The sequence below is a fragment of the Myxococcota bacterium genome (assembly GCA_040387835.1).
In the GTDB taxonomy this organism is placed as follows: Bacteria; Myxococcota; UBA727; order UBA727; family JABDBI01; genus JAZKCZ01.
The window spans coordinates 283,248-299,870 of the sequence record JAZKCZ010000002.1 but is presented as its reverse complement, the minus strand read 5'-3'; the positions used below and the strand labels follow the sequence as shown (position 1 = coordinate 299,870).

Sequence of the window (16,623 nt, the reverse complement as noted above, 5' to 3'; positions counted from 1 at the left end):
GGGCAAGAGGCATGGCTCTATTGATGGTGGTCGTTTCATTGGCCATCATTTCTGCTGTCGTGACTGATTTATTGATTGACCAAAACGGCAGTTATCAAGTGGCGTTGCGCCAACGCGATGCGCTCAAGGCTGAGGCCATGGCGCAAAGCGGCCTCAACTTAGGCCAGCTCTTTTTAATCATTCAAAGTAAAATCCAAATTTACTTCACGCAGTTCGCTGAGATGGGTGTGCCGCTTCCCAAACCCACCGTTTGGGAAATGCTCGCCATAGACAGCGGTTTGTTCCAAGGCCTCGCGTCTGGTGATTTACAAACCACCTTAGGTGTTGACGTCAGCGATGCCGTCAAAAAGCGCAAAGAAGAAGAGAAAATCAAACTCGAAAAGCTCATGAAGGAAAAAGAGGGCAAAACCCGTTCCACTGGCGGCTTTTTCATCGCACCTGAAGGTGGCTTCGGGGCATTCGAAGGCTCGTTTTCAGTTGCCGTTGTCGATGAGGAAAGCAAGATCTCAATTCGAAAATGGCCTGACATGCAGACGGACGCTAAACTTAGAACTAGAAAGCTGATGGCTGCTTTAGTGGCGCCGCTCAAGTATAACTACCTATTTAAAAAGATAGATCGGCCTGACTTAATCGCCAATATTTATGACTATCTGGACGTCGATGAGGTTCGCATTAATCCTCACGCCACCGGCGATAGCTGGGGTTCACCTTTTGGCGGCTCGGAACAAGAAATTTATCTCGGCGACAAAGGTATTCGCCCTAAAAACGCTAATCTAGACGGCTTAGACGAATTAAACTTGGTGCATGGCTTTACAGATAGGCACATGCAAGCCTTTGGCCCTGCGCTGACGATTTATGGCGACAGCCCCAAAATTAATATCTTATCCGCCAAAGAACCGGTGATAGAGCCGTTAATTAGATATTGTGCAAAAAATGATCAAGACCCCAGTTTGGCGAGTCAAGACTGGGTAGACTCCGCCGTGAAACGATGGATGGAGTACAAGGGTACTGGGCAAGGACCCGTCAGCGTGAAAGGTTTTGTGGCATTTTTAACAAAGTTACCTCTGTCGGTGGATACAAAACAATGCGAAGGTGCTTTGGGAGTGGAATCCAAGTATTTTCGGTTGAAATCTCAGGCAACGGTGGGCGGTGTGAGTCGGACTTTGACCTTGGTTACGCGTATTAACTCAGGTCAGCAGGAACGTTTTTATTTTAGAGGTCAGTGAAGATGGCAAAGCGAGTCGTTGGACTAGATATCGGTGCGTATAGCATCAAAGTGCTACATCTCGAAAACTCAGAGGTGCAAAGATCGCATGAAGTCCCTGTGTCCGAAGATGCAATTCATGCTTTAAATGACGAAGGCTGGCTGGAAGGCGATATTATCGTCACTGGCCTTCCTGGCGTGGACGCTCAAGTTCGAGGACTTGATGTTCCATTTTCCAGCCATAAAAAGATTAGTTCAATTTTAGGCAGTCTTCTCGATGCACAGTTGCCACTTGAAATTGACGATTTAACTTTAACTTGGTTTTTGCAAACTGATAAGAAGGCACCTCAACAACGCATCTTGGCGGCGTTCGCTAAAAAGAGCTCCATTCACGCCTATCTCGAAACTTTGGAAAAAGTCGGCGTCAATCCGAATATCCTGACGCTTAAAGCGGCCGGTCTCTATGACTTGCTGAAGCAGGAGCTGAAAGAGCCACAGACAGCCGCGATTATTGATATGGGCGCACAAAGCGCAGGCATCTGTATTGGCAATGATAAGCAACTGCTGCTAGCGCGCTCTGTCTTGAAAGCTGATCCTGTCTCGATTTTGCGTGAAGTGCGCCAGACTTTGCTATCTTTAGAAAATCATCGCGTTGAAAAAATTTACTTAGTTGGCGGTGGTGCTTTAGCGGCTGGCATTGAAGAGCAGTTCGCCCAAGTGCTCGAGATCCCTGTCAGCATCCTGCGGCCCTTTGGCCTATCGCCCACCATGGCGCTGGCTGCGAGCTACGCGTTAATCGGTCAAAAGCCCCACGAGAAGTTTAACCGTTTTAACCTTCGCAAAGATGAGTTTTCTTTCCGTTCCGAAATCCAGCTGGTTACCGCCCGCACTCGAACCATCGGTATTTGGGCCGGCATTGTTCTTGTGCTCTTAGCGATTAATTTTGGTGCAAGACGCTATTTCTTGGGCGCCCGCATTGAAGATTTGGTGGCCAGTGAGAAAGTGCAATGCAAGCAAGTGATGGGCAAAGCGATTGCTAATTGCCTGCCTGAAATGAAGAAAGCCATTGCCAAAGAAAGGCAAGACGAGATACCGAAAATGAGCGCGACGGATATCTATCTGGAAGTTTCCAAAGCGCTCCCTGAGTCCGTGAAAGTTAAGTTGACCGATTTGGACATTGGCAACGGTGGTGTCAGGCTTTCCGGCGATACCGGTGATTTTGAATCGGTTGACGTTATCGTTAATGCGTTAGGCACAAACCATTGCTTTAAAAATGTCGAAAAGGGCCGAGCCAGGCAAGCTCAGTCAGGCGTGAACTTTCAGATTTCCATGGATGTTGATTGCGACGGTGGCAAAAAATGAAACGACTACAAGTATTGATAGAGCGATTTCAAAACCTAAACGATGATGACAAAAAGAAAGCGCTGTTGGCTGCAGGCCTCGCAATTTTGTTGATTGTGGGCTTGGTTTTATGGGGCGCTATCAGCTCGCTCAACAGCCGGCATGCAACCATCAAAAAGTTAGAACTTGAAACCAAACAGATTGACGCACTGTCCACGCAATACGAGCGCATTCAGTCTTTGCAGCAGGCAAGACAAGCTCAGATTCGGGCAAATAAGATTGCTCTTTTTACCTTGATACAAAACGTTGCTACGAGGCTCGATTTAACCGTCAACGATTTAAACGAACGTAAAGAACCGATGAATAATTCGGACTTAACGCAAGTCAGCGTGGTGGTGACTTTGAAACAACTTTCTGTGGATAGGCTTAACGCATTTCTAGAAAACGTCGAAGATACGACAGAAGGTGGTTTGGTTAAAGTGACGAGACTTCAGGTGAAAACGCGTTTTGACCAGCCAGACTTACTCGATGTGCAAATGACTGTAACTACTTGGAAGGCGAGCTAACGTGAAAAAGTTTTTATATGTTGTATTTTTTGGTTTCGCATTCATTGTTTCGCTCTATTTAACTTTTCCCATCGATGCTTTAAGACCCTATATCGAAAAGCAAATGCAAGAAGCGCTGGCAGGCGATCCGAGCCATCCTTTGGTCCTGGCGCCTAGCGTGCACATTGGCGAGTTATCTTTATGGCGATTGTCGGGTGTATCTGTTTCTAACCTTCGAGTGCAAATGGGCAGTGAGACCACTGAACCGGGTCAGACGATGGAAGTACAGAAACTGAAGTTTCGCTTTGGCATCTTTAGTACTTTTTTGTCAAAAATGCCCAAGGTCCAATTCGACGCTACCATCTATGACGGCAGAGCGCGCGGCTCGGTACGTATGACCGATAAGGGTAATTTGAGCGATCTGTGGCTGGATATAAACCAAATTGACCTGCAAAAACTAAGAGGCGAGACGCCCGAGGGCGGTTTACCCTTGGCTGGCGTGGTCAATCTCAATGCCGATATCAGCCTAGGCAAAAATCCTGCGAAAGACGGCTCTGGCACGTTGTCTTTAGATTTCAGCAATCTATCGGTTGGCCCTGGTTTGTTTGAAATACCTGGCGCTGGTGGTGCAGGTTTGACGCTGCCTCTCGTCAAATTGGGACGCTTTTCCGGAAACGCTTCTTTTCAAAAAGGCAAAGCGACTATCCAGAACTTAAAACTTGTAGGTGGTGATTTAGAAGCCGATGTGAATGCCAGTCTCGAGTTGTCCGAAAACATCTTGTTCAGCCCCCTAAAAGGCGCAGGCTGGTTCAAAATGAAAGAAGATTTCAAGAAGAAAAACCCAAAAATGGCGACTCTGCTTGAGCTAAACCCAGATATGAAAGCTGCCGAAGATGCTGATGGAAAGGTATACTTTACACTCTTCGGAAGCCTGGTGGCGCCTACACCTAAGTGGGGCAAACAGCCTTAATTTTTGCATTGGGTATTGCAAATATGATTTAATTTCCTAAACTGACGACGGAGATTAAATTATGAAAATATTTGTAGCATGTTTTAGTTTAGTAGCAGCTGTATCAGCAAGCCCGATTTCTGCACAATCTGTAGACAACGTGACTTTGGGGGAAATTGTTGAAGTAGTTAATAATTTTACTCGCAGATGTAATAAGCCATATGCATTCCGCTCTAACTCATCCGAAGTTAAGTTCCAAAGCCGTTGTGGTAGCTATGACAAAGGTAGGTTTCAACATTGGCTTCCTTGTTTGGCTACAATTCACTGTACGAACGATTCGACCGTAACATGCGCTGACCCTAAACACCCTCTAAACTCAGCATGCGAAAAATTTATAAAATCACTTGCCGTCAAGCGTTAGACTTGAATTTCTTCCAACGTTTTCCCCTTTGTTTCAGGGACGAGGCGCCATGTGAAGAATAAGCCTACTACGCACATCACCGTGTATGACCAGAGTGTATGCGCGCCGCCCAAATGATGTAGTAGAACAGGGAAACTTGCTGAAATCGCTAAGTTAAAAGCCCACTGCGCGCATACGGCTAGACTCGTCCCTAAAGCGCGCTGCTGCAAAGGAAAGACTTCAGCAATCATTAACCACATGATGGGTCCCAGACTGATGGCAAAGAACGCGATGTAACTTAGAACAGATACCAGCGCAAACCATCTAAACGCTTCCTGGCTATCTGACAAAAAGGTAAGACCGCATATAAATAAGCTCACCCCCATACCTGCTAAGCCTATTAAGAGCAAAGGTCGCCTCCCCAAACGATCGATTAAAAACAACGATATGATTGTAAATAGAACGTTTATGATGCCAACGCTGACAGTTGCCAAAATTGCGTGAGACGCACCTGGAAATCCAACTTGTTCAAAAATCAGAGGTGCGTAGTAGATAATCGCATTGATACCCGTGGCTTGCTGGAAGAACGCTAAGCCTAAAGCAATCATGAGGGCAGATTTTACATGAGTGTGAAAAAGGGATCTAAATCGTATCTTTTCATTGGTCAACGAACTTTCGATCGCGCTAATCTCTTCGTCAATTCCGCTAAACTTTAGGTATTCTAAAGTCTTTCTCGCTTCATCGGGCCTACCTTTAAGCACCATCCAACGTGGACTTTCAGGCAGAAACAGGAGGGCAAATCCCAGGACAGCCGCTGGCGCAGCCCCTAGGCCCAACATAAAACGCCAGTCCCCTGAGTCCGAAAATAGATAGTTAACGCCAAAAGCGGCTAGAATACCAATGGTAACTGCCAGTTGATTGAGTGAAACCAAGCTTCCCCTAATTCGCGCCGGAGCTACCTCAGCGAGGTACAGAGGCGCAGTCAGAGAAGATATTCCAATAGCTACCCCCAAGAACAACCGGCTCATCACCAAATCAAACACGCTTTCCGAAAGCGCTGCTGCGATGGATGCAACAATAAAAAGCCCTGAAGCAATCATCAAAGACCCACGCCTGCCAAGCCTATCGGTTACCCGCCCACAAAAAGCCGATCCAACCAGTGCACCTAGAAGGACTGCGCTCACCACACCCCCGACTTCCGTTGGTGTCAGCCCGAAATCCCTACGTATGAATAAGACAGCACCCGAAATCACCCCTGTGTCATACCCAAACAACAAACCAGCGATGGCAGCCAAGCCAGAGATGAAGTAAACGGATCGAAAAATCTGCATGCCGACATTTAGCATGAGGTCGGCTTGAAATCATCTGAAACATCGCGGTATCTTTGTTTAACAGGAGTTTTATATGGAGCGTTTCAAAATTCTGATTGTTATGATTTTCGGTCTAATAGCTGCATGCGGAAGCTCAAAATTAGCGACAAGTAATAATCCTGTGATGCAAGGAATCATCAACGATTTCGCCCAGATTGATAATTCTTGCCCTGCAAATCCGGCGGAGTCCGCAGCGGTAAAAGCTCCTACTCAGGAGGAAGTAAATGCTGTTGTAGCAGTTTGTTCGGCCAGCGAATTAGCTGCAATCCAAGCAGACATGGACTGTCAAGTAAAAGCATGCACTTCCCCGGCCCCTTGTCCTGGCGCAGGTGTGTCCGGATCATGTGACACTGCCATTAAAAACGGCTTTCGCAACCAGTAGATTCTTGATCGGTGGTGCCCCACCAGATTAAGCCAAATTTGGTGGTGGGATATTTGTGATGTTCGGTTGAAATTGATTAGCTTAGTTGGCTATCATTAATAAGTGAGCACAAAAAACGGTGATTTCGTAGGTGAACTTCAAGCTAAACAGCAAGAACTGATGCAGAGCATAGCGAGTAAAAAGGCTGATATTGCGAAGGTCGATGCCGAGCAGAAAAAGTTGGGCACTTTGCTCGAATCGGAAAAGCATGGTCAGCCGAATAAAGGCAAGCATCATGCGCCCACCAAAGATATTCGGACTGATATTCAAAAGAATGAATCGAAGTTTAAAGAACAGTCTAAAAAGCTGGATGATATGCGCAGAGAAGTGGCGCATTTAGAAGATGAGCTCAAAGCGGTAAACCATGATTTGCGCGTGGTGCAGCAGTAGTTATCCGGTGCCGGGATGACAAATGGAATTGTTTATTTGCTTGGGCGCTTAAGGCCCCATTCGCCTAATTTTCGGCGGATGGTGTGTTCGGAAAGGCCGGTGATTGCGGCCAACTCTTTGTTGCTCATCTTGCGGTAGTTTTGCTTGATGAAGGTATTGGGGTTGGCTGGTTTTGAAACTTTTTTAGCTGGAGCCTTTTTAGCAACTGGCTTTTTGACTGGCGCTTTTTTGGGTGCTGGTTTTTTAGCTACAGGCTTTTTGACCGGTGCTTTTTTGGCGACTGGTTTTTTTACGGGAGCCTTTTTCGCCACGGGCTTTTTAGCAGGCGCTTTTTTAGCTACAGGCTTTTTAACTGGTGCTTTTTTGGCGACCGGCTTTTTGGCAGGCACTTTTTTAGCAGCTGCTTTGGCAGGTGCTTTTTTAGGCTCTGGTTTTTTGGCCGCTGGCTTCTTTGCTGGCGTGGCTTTGGCTACCGGTTTTTTGACTGGTGCTTCTACTTTGGCTTTGAGCTTAACTTCTGGTTTTTTCTCTTCAACTTTTTTAGTGGCTGCGCCTTTTTTCGGAGCAGGAATTTTTGCCGGTGGTTTTGGCGCGAACGCTTTAGGCGCTGCCATCTTTTGAATTTGTGTGCCTTTGAGGATGCCTTCGCCGCCGGATACGTAGGTTAACTCGGCTTCGCTCAGTGAGCTTTTTTTAACACGAGCAAAACGGCTATTGACTGTATCGTAAACTAAAGAGCCGACAACTAGGTTGTCTTTGGACGAGAGGGAAGCACGATCTTGCTTTTTCACTGTCGCTACGGCACGCTCCAGCATGCCGCGACGCCAGGCTAGGGCACCTTCTGCGACCTCGTCAAACTCTTCCACATCTGGAGAAACGTTCGCTTCTTCGTCAAACTCACTCACGCTGTCGTGAAGATTCTCGAGCTCTTCCAGTTGTTTGCTACTCAGTATCATGTTGTTTTGTATAGCCTAAAAATGGGCGCCATGCTAGGGGGCGGGGAATATGAGCAAACAACGTTTCAAAAAAGTGTGTGTTCTCGGCGCTGGTGTGATGGGTTCTGGTATCGCTGCGCAAGTTGCGAATGCTGGAATTCCTGTCCTGCTTTTAGACATCAAAGACTTTGCCAAAACAGGCCTTCAAAAGGCGTTGAAACTCAAACCCGCTCCCTTCTTTAGCGCCAAGCACGCCGGCTTGATTGAAACGGGCAATCTCGAGACCGACTTGGCCAGAGTCAAAGAATGCGATTTGGTCATTGAAGCAATTATTGAAAATATCGATGTTAAGCGCGATTTATATTCAAAACTGGAACCTCTGGTCGGCCCTGAGACAATCGTTGCTTCAAATAGCTCTGGCCTGAGCCTTAAGGCCATGACCGAAGGCCGCTCGAGCGAATTTAAAAGTAGATTCCTGCTGACCCACTTTTTTAACCCTGTTCGCTATTTGCCCTTGCTTGAAATCGTAACGCTGCCTGAAACAACACCTGAAGTCGTTGAACGTGTGACCTCCTTTGGCGAAAACGTCCTAGGTAAAGGCATTGTTTACGGTAAAGACACCCCGAACTTCGTGGCCAATCGCATCGGTATGTTTGGCATGATGGAAACCCTGCGACTGATGGGCGAGGGCGGCTATACCCCCGTAGAAGTAGACGCGGTCTTTGGGCCCGCTATGGGCAGGCCGAAAAGCGCCTTGTTCAGGACCATGGACGTGGTTGGCTTGGATACTTTTATCCATGTCGCTGAAAATTATTTAGACGGCTTTGAAGTTCCAGACTACCTGCGCAAAATGGTTGCGAACGGTTGGCTCGGGCAAAAAAGCGGCCAAGGCTTTTATAAAAAAGAAGGCAAAGAAATCTTGGCGCTGGATTTGCAGGACATGACCTATAAGCCCAAAGCCAAAGTGCGCTTTGATTCACTCGGCGGCGTGCGTAATCTGGGATCGGCCGGCGAGAAGATTAAGCATATGGTCAACTCGGACGACCGAGCTGGCCAATTGGCTTGGAAGCTGACATCCGCGTTGTGCATCTACAGCGCCAACCGCTTAGGCGAAATCGCCGATGATATTGTCCAAATGGACAACGCCCTCAAATGGGGTTTCGGTTTTGCCCAAGGGCCTTTCGAAACTTGGGATAGCTTGGGTGTGGAAGCATCTGCCAAACGCATGACTGCTGAAGGCCTCAAAGTTCCAACTTGGGTGAGCGATATGCTCGCTAAAGGCCGTAAAAGTTTCTACGCCGTTGAAAATGGCCACAAGACTTACTGGGATCCAAAAGCCGGTGCAGCTAAGCCTGTGGTTTCGCAAAAGCTCAGCTTAACGATCTTAAAAGAAGATAAGACCAAAATTGTCCGGGATACCATGGCGACGAGCTTGGTTGATCTCGGAGACGGTGTGCTTGCGGTTGAGTTCCACACCAAGATGAACGCCATCGATAACGAAGTATTGAACGATATCAATACAGCGATCGATCTATGTGAAGCCGGTCAGTTTCAAGCTCTTGTGTTGGCAAATGAAGGTCAAAACTTCTCAGTCGGTGCCAATTTGCTGCTCATGTATATGGGCGCGATGCAAGGGCAGTGGGACGAAATCGATAAAATGATTCGCCTGTTCCAAAACACCGGTGTCAGGCTGAAATACTCCAGCATTCCAACCGTAGCTGCGCCTTTCAACATGACCTTTGGTGGCGGGACTGAATTATCATTATGGTGCAATCAAATCTGCGCGCATGCTGAGCTGTACATGGGCCTTGTTGAAGCAGGTGTTGGTCTAATCCCTGGTGGCGGTGGCAATATCGAAATGCTGGCGCGTACGCTCAAAGGTGCGGTAGACGCGCCTGAATTTGTGGCCGAACCATTTATCAAAAGGGCGTTTGAAACCGTAGCCATGGCCAAAGTTTCGACCAGCGCACATGAAGCTCAAAACATGCTTTTTTTGTGCGGCAACAGCCCGATTATTTTGAATCGCCAGTTGCAACTGGAATGCGCCAAGCAATCTGCTTTGGGTATGGCGAAAGGTGGTTTCAGACCGCCGATGCGCCGAAGCTTTAGACTGCCAGGCAAGAGCGCCTATTCGACTTTCGATATGGTTCTCAGATCGTTTAGAGATGGCCACCAAATTAGCGATCACGACTTGAAGATCGGACAAAAGATCGCCCACGTCATGACTGGTGGTGACACCAACATGCGTCAAATGGTGAGCGAGCAATACCTGCTTGATTTGGAAAGAGAGGCCTTCTTGTCCTTGTGTGCTGAAGAAAAGACCATGGCACGCATCGCTTACATGCTTGAAAACAACAAACCTTTGAGGAACTAACCATGAAAGAAATCGCGATTTTATCCAGCGTTCGAACAGCTCTTGGTAAAGGTTATAAAGGCTCGCTCAAAGACACTCGGCCAGATGTTTTTGGTGCGGTCGTTGTTAAAGAAGCTGTTAAAAGAGCAGGCCTTGAATCTAAAAATATTGACGATGTGGTGATTGGTTGCGCCATGCCTGAAGCAGAGCAGGGGATGAACTTTGCTCGGACGATTAGCCTTTTGGCAGGCCTTCCCAATACGACTTCGGCTGCGACGGTGAATCGTTTTTGCTCGAGCGGCTTGCATGCCATTTCGGATATCGCGAAGTCTATCCAGACAGGCCAAATCGACATGGGCATCGGCGGCGGCGTCGAATCCATGACCATGGTGCCAATGGGAGGCAATCGCCCGAGCGCTTGCCCCGAGCTCATGGACATGATGCCTGAGGCGTATGTGCCCATGGGTATTACAGCCGAATTGGTTTCACAAAAGTTTGGCATTTCCAGGGAAGATCAAGATGCCTTTGCGTTCCAAAGCCATCAGCGGGCGATTAAGGCCATCCAAAGCGGCTTTTTCAAGGATGAAATCGTTGGTTTTGATGTCTCGGTTTTTGACGACAAAGGGGTACGGCAAACAAGACATTTTGATACCGATGAAGGACCTCGTGCCGATACGAGTTTGGAAGTCTTGGCTAAACTTAAGCCAGCTTTTGATATGAAGGGAACAGTTACTGCAGGTAATGCTTCGCAAATAACAGACGGTGCAGCTGCAGCGGTGTTGATGGAACGCACGCAAGCTGAATCGGCTAAGCTTCCCATGTTGGGCTTTTTCAGGGCATTTGTGACCGCAGGCGTTCCACCGGAAATCATGGGCATTGGTCCAGTGCCTGCAATCCAAAAATTGCTGCGCCAAACGGGCCTGAAAAGCAGCGATATTGGCGTTTTTGAAATCAACGAGGCTTTTGCCGCGCAGGCACTTTATTGCGTGCGTGAGCTTGGGTTGAATCCTGAAATCGTGAATCCAAACGGTGGCGCGATTGCCTTAGGCCATCCGCTTGGGTGTACGGGTGCTCGCCAGGTGGCGACCATCCTGCGTGAAATGAAGCGCCGCAACCAACGCTACGGCGTATGCGCCATGTGTATTGGTGGCGGCATGGGTGCTGCTGCATTGATTGAATTGGCTTGATGTTAAATCGTATGTTCGTCCATGTCTGGGCGCCTTAACTTTGTTTTGATGGCTCCCTGGATGTCAACTGAATAGTCTAGGGGAGCAAGCTGCCTCACTTCTTGATGTTCTGCAGCCAGGATTAGTTGGATTGCTAATTCGTAGTGCTCTTTTTGGAGTGCCACTTTAAGGGCGGTATCTCCGTGGCTATTCACGTGAGAAATTTGTTTTGGGGTCATGCGCTCCATAATAGCTTTGAGAATTTGGCTATTAGTGTTGCTTGCGGCAGCAATAAGGGGCGTGGTGCCAAATCGATTTGCTTTGACGATTTCAGGGGCAGGCATCTTTGAGAGCAATAGCTTAACGATTTCTTGATGACCTTTGCCAGCTGCAGCGATTAATGCGTTCGTGCCGTTTCTATTGGTTTGACAAATTGTCGAAGGTGAAGATTCTACAAGATGCTTTACCGCCTCAAGGTCGCCTCTATTCGCAGCCTTCATTAACGCTGTATCACCGCGATACCATTGTTTGAACTTATTTGTGATGCTTTGAATCCAGTTGGGAAACTTCGACTGCGCTGCAGGTTGGCTACCAGCTCGTTCTTGCTGCATGGTTCGGTCGTATTCGGAGTATCCAAGGGCGGGTTTCTCGGCTGTTGAGAAACGGACTTCCGGGAAGTTGGCGCGGTTGAGTGGGTCTACCATGTCTTATATATATCATGGTAGCCCGACTAAAATCGTTAAGTGAAGATGCTATTTCTTCATTTGGATGACCATCATTTCCATGGTCGTGCTGCCTTCGTTGTGGTCTGTATGAAATTCCCCTGCTTTGTCTGCAGGCATAGAGTAGGCAGTGCCTTTTTTCCATTCCACATGGGTTACAACACCTTTCTTGTTGGTTACTTTTAGTTTCACATCTGTTAGCGGAACCAGGATGTAGGAGTGATTGAACCGATGCATGGTTAGGGCCTGGCCCGGCTCGATGACTGTTTTCCAGACATCCACGTCTTTATTAGCGAACTGTGGAAATCTTGCCGTTTGACCCGGTACAGCTGCCATGGCGGTAATTGATATTAGAAAAAATGACATAATTAGATTTTTCATCAGTTGCTCCTTTTTGCTTAACCAACATGGCAGCTTGCAACAGATTATGCAAAATTTCGGAATTGCGCGACTTTGTGCTCGGTTTCTTCTAGCTCAGACTGAGGATCGCTGCCGATGACAATGCCGGCGCCTGCGGAGAAATAAGTTTTATTTCTCCCAATGAACAAGCTGCGGATGAGAATGTTGAAATCGACACCGTGGCCCGAGGATACGTAGCCAAACGAGCCGGTATAGGGCCCGCGTGGAATGAGTTCATGCCGGGCGATCGATTGCATCGCGCTTTCTTTAGGAGCGCCGGTAATGGTTCCACCGGGAAAGATGGCGCACATGATATCGCCCAAGGGTGCGTCGGTTTCACCGGTGACCGTTGAGACGAGATGCAGCACGTGGCGGTAAGCTTCGATATCGAAAGGCTTGGGAACTTTGACAGAGCCTGTTTTGCAAATTCGCGCCAGATCGTTCCGCATTAAATCGACCAACATGGCATGTTCAGCGAGTTCTTTGGGGTTACTCAACAGTTGTTCACGCGCACCAGGAATATTGGGTTTGGTACCAGCGATGGGCTGCGTGGAGATGGTGCCATTTTGCAGGCGAAACAGCCGTTCTGGACTACCAGATACGATGGACCAATCTGGACCTTGCAGAATGCCCATGAACGGACTCGGATTGTTTGTTTTGAGGTAGTTATAGAAAGTAAAAGGATCGATCGATCGCTGAGATACTTCAAACTGCCGAGTCAAATTGACCTGATAAACATCCCCCGCACGAATTTCTTCTTGGATAAGCGTAACAGAACGCATAAATTCCCCTCTCCCAATCGTGGGAGAGGGAGATTTTGCCTCGGCAAAATCGGGAAAGGGCTCAGCGCCACGCTGGCTGGGCCCATCAAACAGCATAAACGCCGCTTCCGGAAAATTACCATCCGGCTCATGTGTCACGAGCCCAAAATGCCGTGCATACTCATAACCAATAAATCCTACCCACGCCGGAAAAAAATTTTTCGACGGCGCAAGCTCAAGCGCTTTTGAAAGCTCAAGCGCATCCCCAATCACGACGTTATCTCTAAATAGTTTCCCGCTCTTAACTTCCAGATAAGAGCTGGGATTTCTTGCGTAAATCTCCACATCCTCAAAGTGTAAGAGGGCTTGCATTTGTGAGTCTAATGGGTAGTTTTTTGGCATATGAATATTTCTAAATTTTCCTGGGTCGTGGTGACGGCGACATGGATTCTACTTGTCATTGGGGGTCTGGTAAACCCCATGGGCGCTTCTTTAGCATGCCCTGATTGGTATTTTGTGCCTACCTGTAATGGTGAGCTGTTTCCCGTAATGAAGGGCGGCGTTTTATACGAGCACGGGCACCGTCTTTGGGCGAGCGGCGTTGGCCTTTTAACTGTGATCTTAGCGGTGATGATCTGGCTTTCTCCTAAGACCGATCGAGTAAGTCGCATTTTGGCGATCGTTGCTGTGTTCACCGTGGCGCTGCAAGGGACTTTGGGTGGTGTGACGGTTTTGCTTGGTTTGAACGCAGCTTTGTCCACTTTGCATCTCGTTTTGGCCATGAGCTTTTTTTGTCTGTTGATCTATCTCAGCATGCGTTTGGGTGGTCAGGCGGCTCGGGGGCCTGGCCGGGCGGGATTTTTGCTCGCTTTTCACTTGGTGTTTGTCCAAATTTTATTGGGTGGATTAATAAGACACGTGGGTGCGGGCATGGCTTGCGGGAATGACTGGTTATCTTGCGGTCCTACCTTCTGGCCTGAATGGCACCTGGGGCAACTTCACATGTTGCATCGGATTATCGGTTATTGTCTGGTTGGGGTGATTGGATGGGTGTGTTTTGCTCAAATTCGAACAACCAAATGGGCAGCTATGCCACTGATCTTAGTGATTTTTCAGGTTGCACTCGGACTTTTGACGGTTGCTACCTTGCGTCATGCTCATGTAGTAGCTATGCATACAGCGATTGGCGCTCTGGTCCTTGCTTCCTTATGGGTTTTGTATTGGCGGAAAGCGGCTTAAACTCTAAATCCCTAAATTTTAGGCAAAATTTAAAACATTTGACAACAGATTTATTTCTGAAATAGTCTGCGTCATCGGAGCATTTATTTATGTACGTTATTAAACGCGACGGTTCAAGAGAAGAAGTTAAAATAGAAAAAATTCTAACGGCTGTGAACCGCGCTTGCAGAGGCATCGACAATGTGGAAGCGATCGAAATCGCTAAGAGAACCATTAGCGGCCTTCATGATCGCAGCACCACCCAAGAACTAGACAAATTGTCGATCGCCAATGCCGTGATGCTGATGATGGAGGAGCCTAATTACTCCAAAGTTGCAGCGCGCATGCTTTCTGAAAGCATTCTGAAGGAAGTGGGTAGGGGCTCTGCGTTTCGTGACTATATTCGCGTAGCCATGGATGCTGGCATGATCGCTGATCGCGTCATGAACTTGGTTGAGAAAAACATCGACGCCATTGAATACGCTATCCACCACGAACGAGATGATCTGTTCGAATACTTTGGTCTTAAAACGCTGACCGATCGCTATTTGCTGAGACATCCGAAAACACGCCAAATTATTGAACGTCCCCAATGGATGTTGATGCGTGTTTCCTTGGGTCTTGCAAACAGTGTGGAAGAAGCGATCTCTTTTTATGATCTGATCAGCCAGTTCTATTATTTGCCAGCCACACCGACGCTGTTTAACTCCGGAACCAGACACCCGCAAATGAGCAGCTGCTATTTGCTCACGGTGAAAGAAGATAGCTTGGACGGGATCTATAAAGCGATCACCGATTCAGCCATGTTGTCTAAATTCTCGGGCGGTATCGGCCTTGATTGGACCCCCGTTCGATCCTCGGGCGCGCTGATCAATACCACCAATGGCATGAGCAACGGCATTATCCCGTTCTTGAAAGTGTTTGACAGCTCGGTCCATGCGGTAAACCAAGGTGGCCGCCGCAAAGGTGCTGCTGCCATTTATTTGGAACCATGGCACGGCGACATCGAAGCTTTCTTGGACCTTCGAAACAACACCGGCTCAGAAGAGCGCCGCACGCATAACCTGAACTTGGCTTTATGGATCCCGGACTTGTTCATGCGTCGCGTGGAGCAAAACCAAGACTGGAGCCTATTCTCGCCCAATAAAACGCCTAAACTGCTCACCACTTATGGTGAAGAGTTCGATGCTCAGTATGAACAATACGAGCAAGAAGGCTTGGCGATTAAGAAGATCCCTGCGCGTGATCTCTATGCGCGTATGATCCAGACCTTGGCTGAAACCGGTAACGGTTGGTTGTGCTTTAAAGATAAAGCGAACCTTCGTTCCGCTCAAACAGGCGCTCCAGGCAATGTCGTGCGAAGCTCAAACTTGTGCACCGAAATTTTGGAAGTCACTTCGGGCGCCGAAACCGCGGTCTGTAACTTGGGCAGCGTTAACTTGCCGCGCTTTATTGAAGGCGGACAGTTTAACTTTGAAAAGCTTCGAAAAGCGGTTGAGCTTGCGACCACTTTCCTTGATCGCGTGGTGGACATTAACTTCTATCCAACGGTTGAGTCTCAGGCATCAAACAAGAGATGGCGTCCGGTTGGCCTGGGTATTATGGGTATGCAGGATGTGTTTTTCAAACTGCGCCTGCCTTTTACTTCGGACGAGTCTAAGAAGTTGTCTGCGCGTATCTCTGAAGAGGTTTACTACCAAGCGCTTAAAACCAGCATGCAGTTGGCTAAAACGCACGGCAGTTTCGAAGGGTTTCATCAGTCTCGTTACGCCAAAGGTCAGTTGCAGGTTCAGCTTGCTAAGGCTTGTGGCCAAGAAATCCCAGAGACTCATTTTGACTGGGACGCGATGGCTGAAGAAGTTCGAAAAACCGGTATCCGCAATAGCTTGTTGATAGCCATTGCACCAACCGCGACCATCGCTTCTATTTTAGGCAGTTTTGAAAGCATTGAACCTCAGATTTCAAACTTCTTTAAGCGCGAAACCTTGAGCGGCGAGTTTTTGCAGGTAAATCGCTATTTGATCGAAGATTTGAAAAAGCGCAATCTTTGGGACGCTTACATGCGTTCGAAGATCATTTCTGCAGAAGGCTCGATTCAAGGCATCGAAGAAATCCCTCAGGATTTGAAGGACTTGTACAAAACCGTATGGGAAATTTCTCAGAAAGATTTGATCGACATGGCTGTGGCGCGTTCGACGTTTATTTGCCAGGCTCAGTCATTAAACCTATTCATGGAAAACCCGAACTTGGCTAAACTGTCGTCCATGTATATGTATGCTTGGAAGCAGGGTGTGAAAACAACCTACTACCTGCGCTCTAGAGCGAAGACCAGTATCCAAAAAACGACGGTACAAGTGCCAGAGCAAGAAGCTTTGGCTTGTTCACTCGAGAACCCAGAAACTTGCGAGGCTTGCCAGTGATTTTAGACCAAGAACTAGACCTAACCCTA

Annotated in this window: 15 protein-coding genes; 10 read left to right on the top strand and 5 right to left on the bottom strand. The window is 47.9% G+C overall.

What is annotated here, in order from left to right; genetic code table 11:
* Window positions 1-11 precede the first annotated feature (11 nt).
* Genes V4534_04130 through gspN form a run of 4 tightly spaced genes read left to right on the top strand, consistent with a single transcriptional unit; the run spans window position 12 to window position 4,060 of the window.
* Window positions 12-1,226 (top strand): hypothetical protein, encoded by a 1,215-nt coding sequence (locus V4534_04130; GenBank protein ID MES2504047.1) that lies wholly within the window; start codon window positions 12-14, stop codon window positions 1,224-1,226.
* 2 nt (window positions 1,227-1,228) lie between these two features.
* On the top strand, window positions 1,229-2,566 hold the full coding sequence (locus V4534_04125; GenBank protein MES2504046.1) for a hypothetical protein: 1,338 nt from the start codon (window positions 1,229-1,231) through the stop codon (window positions 2,564-2,566).
* The gene (locus V4534_04120) at window positions 2,563-3,111 is read left to right on the top strand and encodes a hypothetical protein (GenBank protein ID MES2504045.1); all 549 of its coding nucleotides are present in this window, start codon (window positions 2,563-2,565) and stop codon (window positions 3,109-3,111) included. The genes V4534_04125 and V4534_04120 overlap by 4 nt, the downstream gene beginning before the upstream one ends.
* A gap of 1 nt (window position 3,112) precedes the next feature.
* Complete coding sequence (gene gspN / locus V4534_04115; protein ID MES2504044.1) at window positions 3,113-4,060, top strand: type II secretion system protein GspN; 948 nt, start codon at window positions 3,113-3,115, stop codon at window positions 4,058-4,060.
* A 396-nt stretch (window positions 4,061-4,456) separates the two neighbouring features.
* Here gspN and V4534_04110 read toward each other — a convergent pair whose 3' ends face one another.
* The gene (locus tag V4534_04110) at window positions 4,457-5,770 is read right to left on the bottom strand and encodes a sugar porter family MFS transporter (protein ID MES2504043.1); all 1,314 of its coding nucleotides are present in this window, start codon (window positions 5,768-5,770) and stop codon (window positions 4,457-4,459) included.
* Window positions 5,771-5,843: 73 nt separating this feature from the next.
* On the opposite strand from V4534_04110, the gene V4534_04105 reads away from it, so the two are divergent.
* On the top strand, window positions 5,844-6,191 hold the full coding sequence (locus tag V4534_04105; GenBank protein ID MES2504042.1) for a hypothetical protein: 348 nt from the start codon (window positions 5,844-5,846) through the stop codon (window positions 6,189-6,191).
* 102 nt (window positions 6,192-6,293) lie between these two features.
* Entirely contained in the window at window positions 6,294-6,620 is a 327-nt protein-coding gene (locus V4534_04100; protein MES2504041.1) for a hypothetical protein, read from the top strand.
* Window positions 6,621-6,652: 32 nt separating this feature from the next.
* Here V4534_04100 and V4534_04095 read toward each other — a convergent pair whose 3' ends face one another.
* Complete coding sequence (locus V4534_04095; GenBank protein MES2504040.1) at window positions 6,653-7,576, bottom strand: histone H1-like repetitive region-containing protein; 924 nt, start codon at window positions 7,574-7,576, stop codon at window positions 6,653-6,655.
* Window positions 7,577-7,625: 49 nt separating this feature from the next.
* Here V4534_04095 and V4534_04090 point away from each other — a divergent pair, with 49 nt between their 5' ends.
* Window positions 7,626-9,929 (top strand): 3-hydroxyacyl-CoA dehydrogenase/enoyl-CoA hydratase family protein, encoded by a 2,304-nt coding sequence (locus V4534_04090; protein MES2504039.1) that lies wholly within the window; start codon window positions 7,626-7,628, stop codon window positions 9,927-9,929.
* A gap of 2 nt (window positions 9,930-9,931) precedes the next feature.
* On the top strand, window positions 9,932-11,095 hold the full coding sequence (locus V4534_04085; GenBank protein MES2504038.1) for a thiolase family protein: 1,164 nt from the start codon (window positions 9,932-9,934) through the stop codon (window positions 11,093-11,095).
* A 2-nt stretch (window positions 11,096-11,097) separates the two neighbouring features.
* Here the strand turns inward: V4534_04085 and V4534_04080 are convergent, their stop codons facing one another.
* The 3 genes from V4534_04080 to V4534_04070 are packed head-to-tail and all read right to left on the bottom strand — an operon-like array spanning window position 11,098 to window position 13,328.
* Window positions 11,098-11,778 carry an ankyrin repeat domain-containing protein gene (locus V4534_04080; GenBank protein ID MES2504037.1) on the bottom strand — a complete coding sequence of 227 codons (681 nt, stop codon included), beginning with the start codon at window positions 11,776-11,778 and terminating at the stop codon, window positions 11,098-11,100.
* A gap of 48 nt (window positions 11,779-11,826) precedes the next feature.
* Window positions 11,827-12,177, bottom strand: coding sequence for a hypothetical protein (locus V4534_04075; protein ID MES2504036.1), 351 nt, complete (start codon window positions 12,175-12,177; stop codon window positions 11,827-11,829).
* Between the two features lie 44 nt (window positions 12,178-12,221).
* Window positions 12,222-13,328, bottom strand: coding sequence for an anthranilate synthase component I family protein (locus tag V4534_04070; GenBank protein MES2504035.1), 1,107 nt, complete (start codon window positions 13,326-13,328; stop codon window positions 12,222-12,224).
* 30 nt (window positions 13,329-13,358) lie between these two features.
* On the opposite strand from V4534_04070, the gene V4534_04065 reads away from it, so the two are divergent.
* Both V4534_04065 and V4534_04060 read left to right on the top strand, forming a co-directional pair.
* Window positions 13,359-14,195, top strand: coding sequence for a COX15/CtaA family protein (locus V4534_04065; GenBank protein MES2504034.1), 837 nt, complete (start codon window positions 13,359-13,361; stop codon window positions 14,193-14,195).
* Window positions 14,196-14,284: 89 nt separating this feature from the next.
* A complete protein-coding gene (locus tag V4534_04060) occupies window positions 14,285-16,594 on the top strand; it encodes a ribonucleoside-diphosphate reductase subunit alpha (GenBank protein ID MES2504033.1) in 2,310 nt (769 codons plus the stop codon).
* Window positions 16,595-16,623 lie beyond the last annotated feature (29 nt).

What these genes read in the sequence shown, in the direction of transcription:
- V4534_04130 (MES2504047.1), top strand. Translation starts at nt 12, where the DNA reads ATGGCTCTATTGATGGTGGTCGTTTCATTGGCCATCATTTCTGCTGTC.
- V4534_04125 (MES2504046.1), top strand. Translation starts at nt 1,229, where the DNA reads ATGGCAAAGCGAGTCGTTGGACTAGATATCGGTGCGTATAGCATCAAA.
- V4534_04120 (MES2504045.1), top strand. Translation starts at nt 2,563, where the DNA reads ATGAAACGACTACAAGTATTGATAGAGCGATTTCAAAACCTAAACGAT.
- V4534_04110 (MES2504043.1), bottom strand. Translation starts at nt 5,770, where the DNA reads ATGCAGATTTTTCGATCCGTTTACTTCATCTCTGGCTTGGCTGCCATC.
- V4534_04105 (MES2504042.1), top strand. Translation starts at nt 5,844, where the DNA reads ATGGAGCGTTTCAAAATTCTGATTGTTATGATTTTCGGTCTAATAGCT.
- V4534_04095 (MES2504040.1), bottom strand. Translation starts at nt 7,576, where the DNA reads ATGATACTGAGTAGCAAACAACTGGAAGAGCTCGAGAATCTTCACGAC.
- V4534_04090 (MES2504039.1), top strand. Translation starts at nt 7,626, where the DNA reads ATGAGCAAACAACGTTTCAAAAAAGTGTGTGTTCTCGGCGCTGGTGTG.
- V4534_04085 (MES2504038.1), top strand. Translation starts at nt 9,932, where the DNA reads ATGAAAGAAATCGCGATTTTATCCAGCGTTCGAACAGCTCTTGGTAAA.
- V4534_04080 (MES2504037.1), bottom strand. Translation starts at nt 11,778, where the DNA reads ATGGTAGACCCACTCAACCGCGCCAACTTCCCGGAAGTCCGTTTCTCA.
- V4534_04075 (MES2504036.1), bottom strand. Translation starts at nt 12,177, where the DNA reads ATGAAAAATCTAATTATGTCATTTTTTCTAATATCAATTACCGCCATG.
- V4534_04070 (MES2504035.1), bottom strand. Translation starts at nt 13,328, where the DNA reads ATGCAAGCCCTCTTACACTTTGAGGATGTGGAGATTTACGCAAGAAAT.
- V4534_04065 (MES2504034.1), top strand. Translation starts at nt 13,359, where the DNA reads ATGAATATTTCTAAATTTTCCTGGGTCGTGGTGACGGCGACATGGATT.
- V4534_04060 (MES2504033.1), top strand. Translation starts at nt 14,285, where the DNA reads ATGTACGTTATTAAACGCGACGGTTCAAGAGAAGAAGTTAAAATAGAA.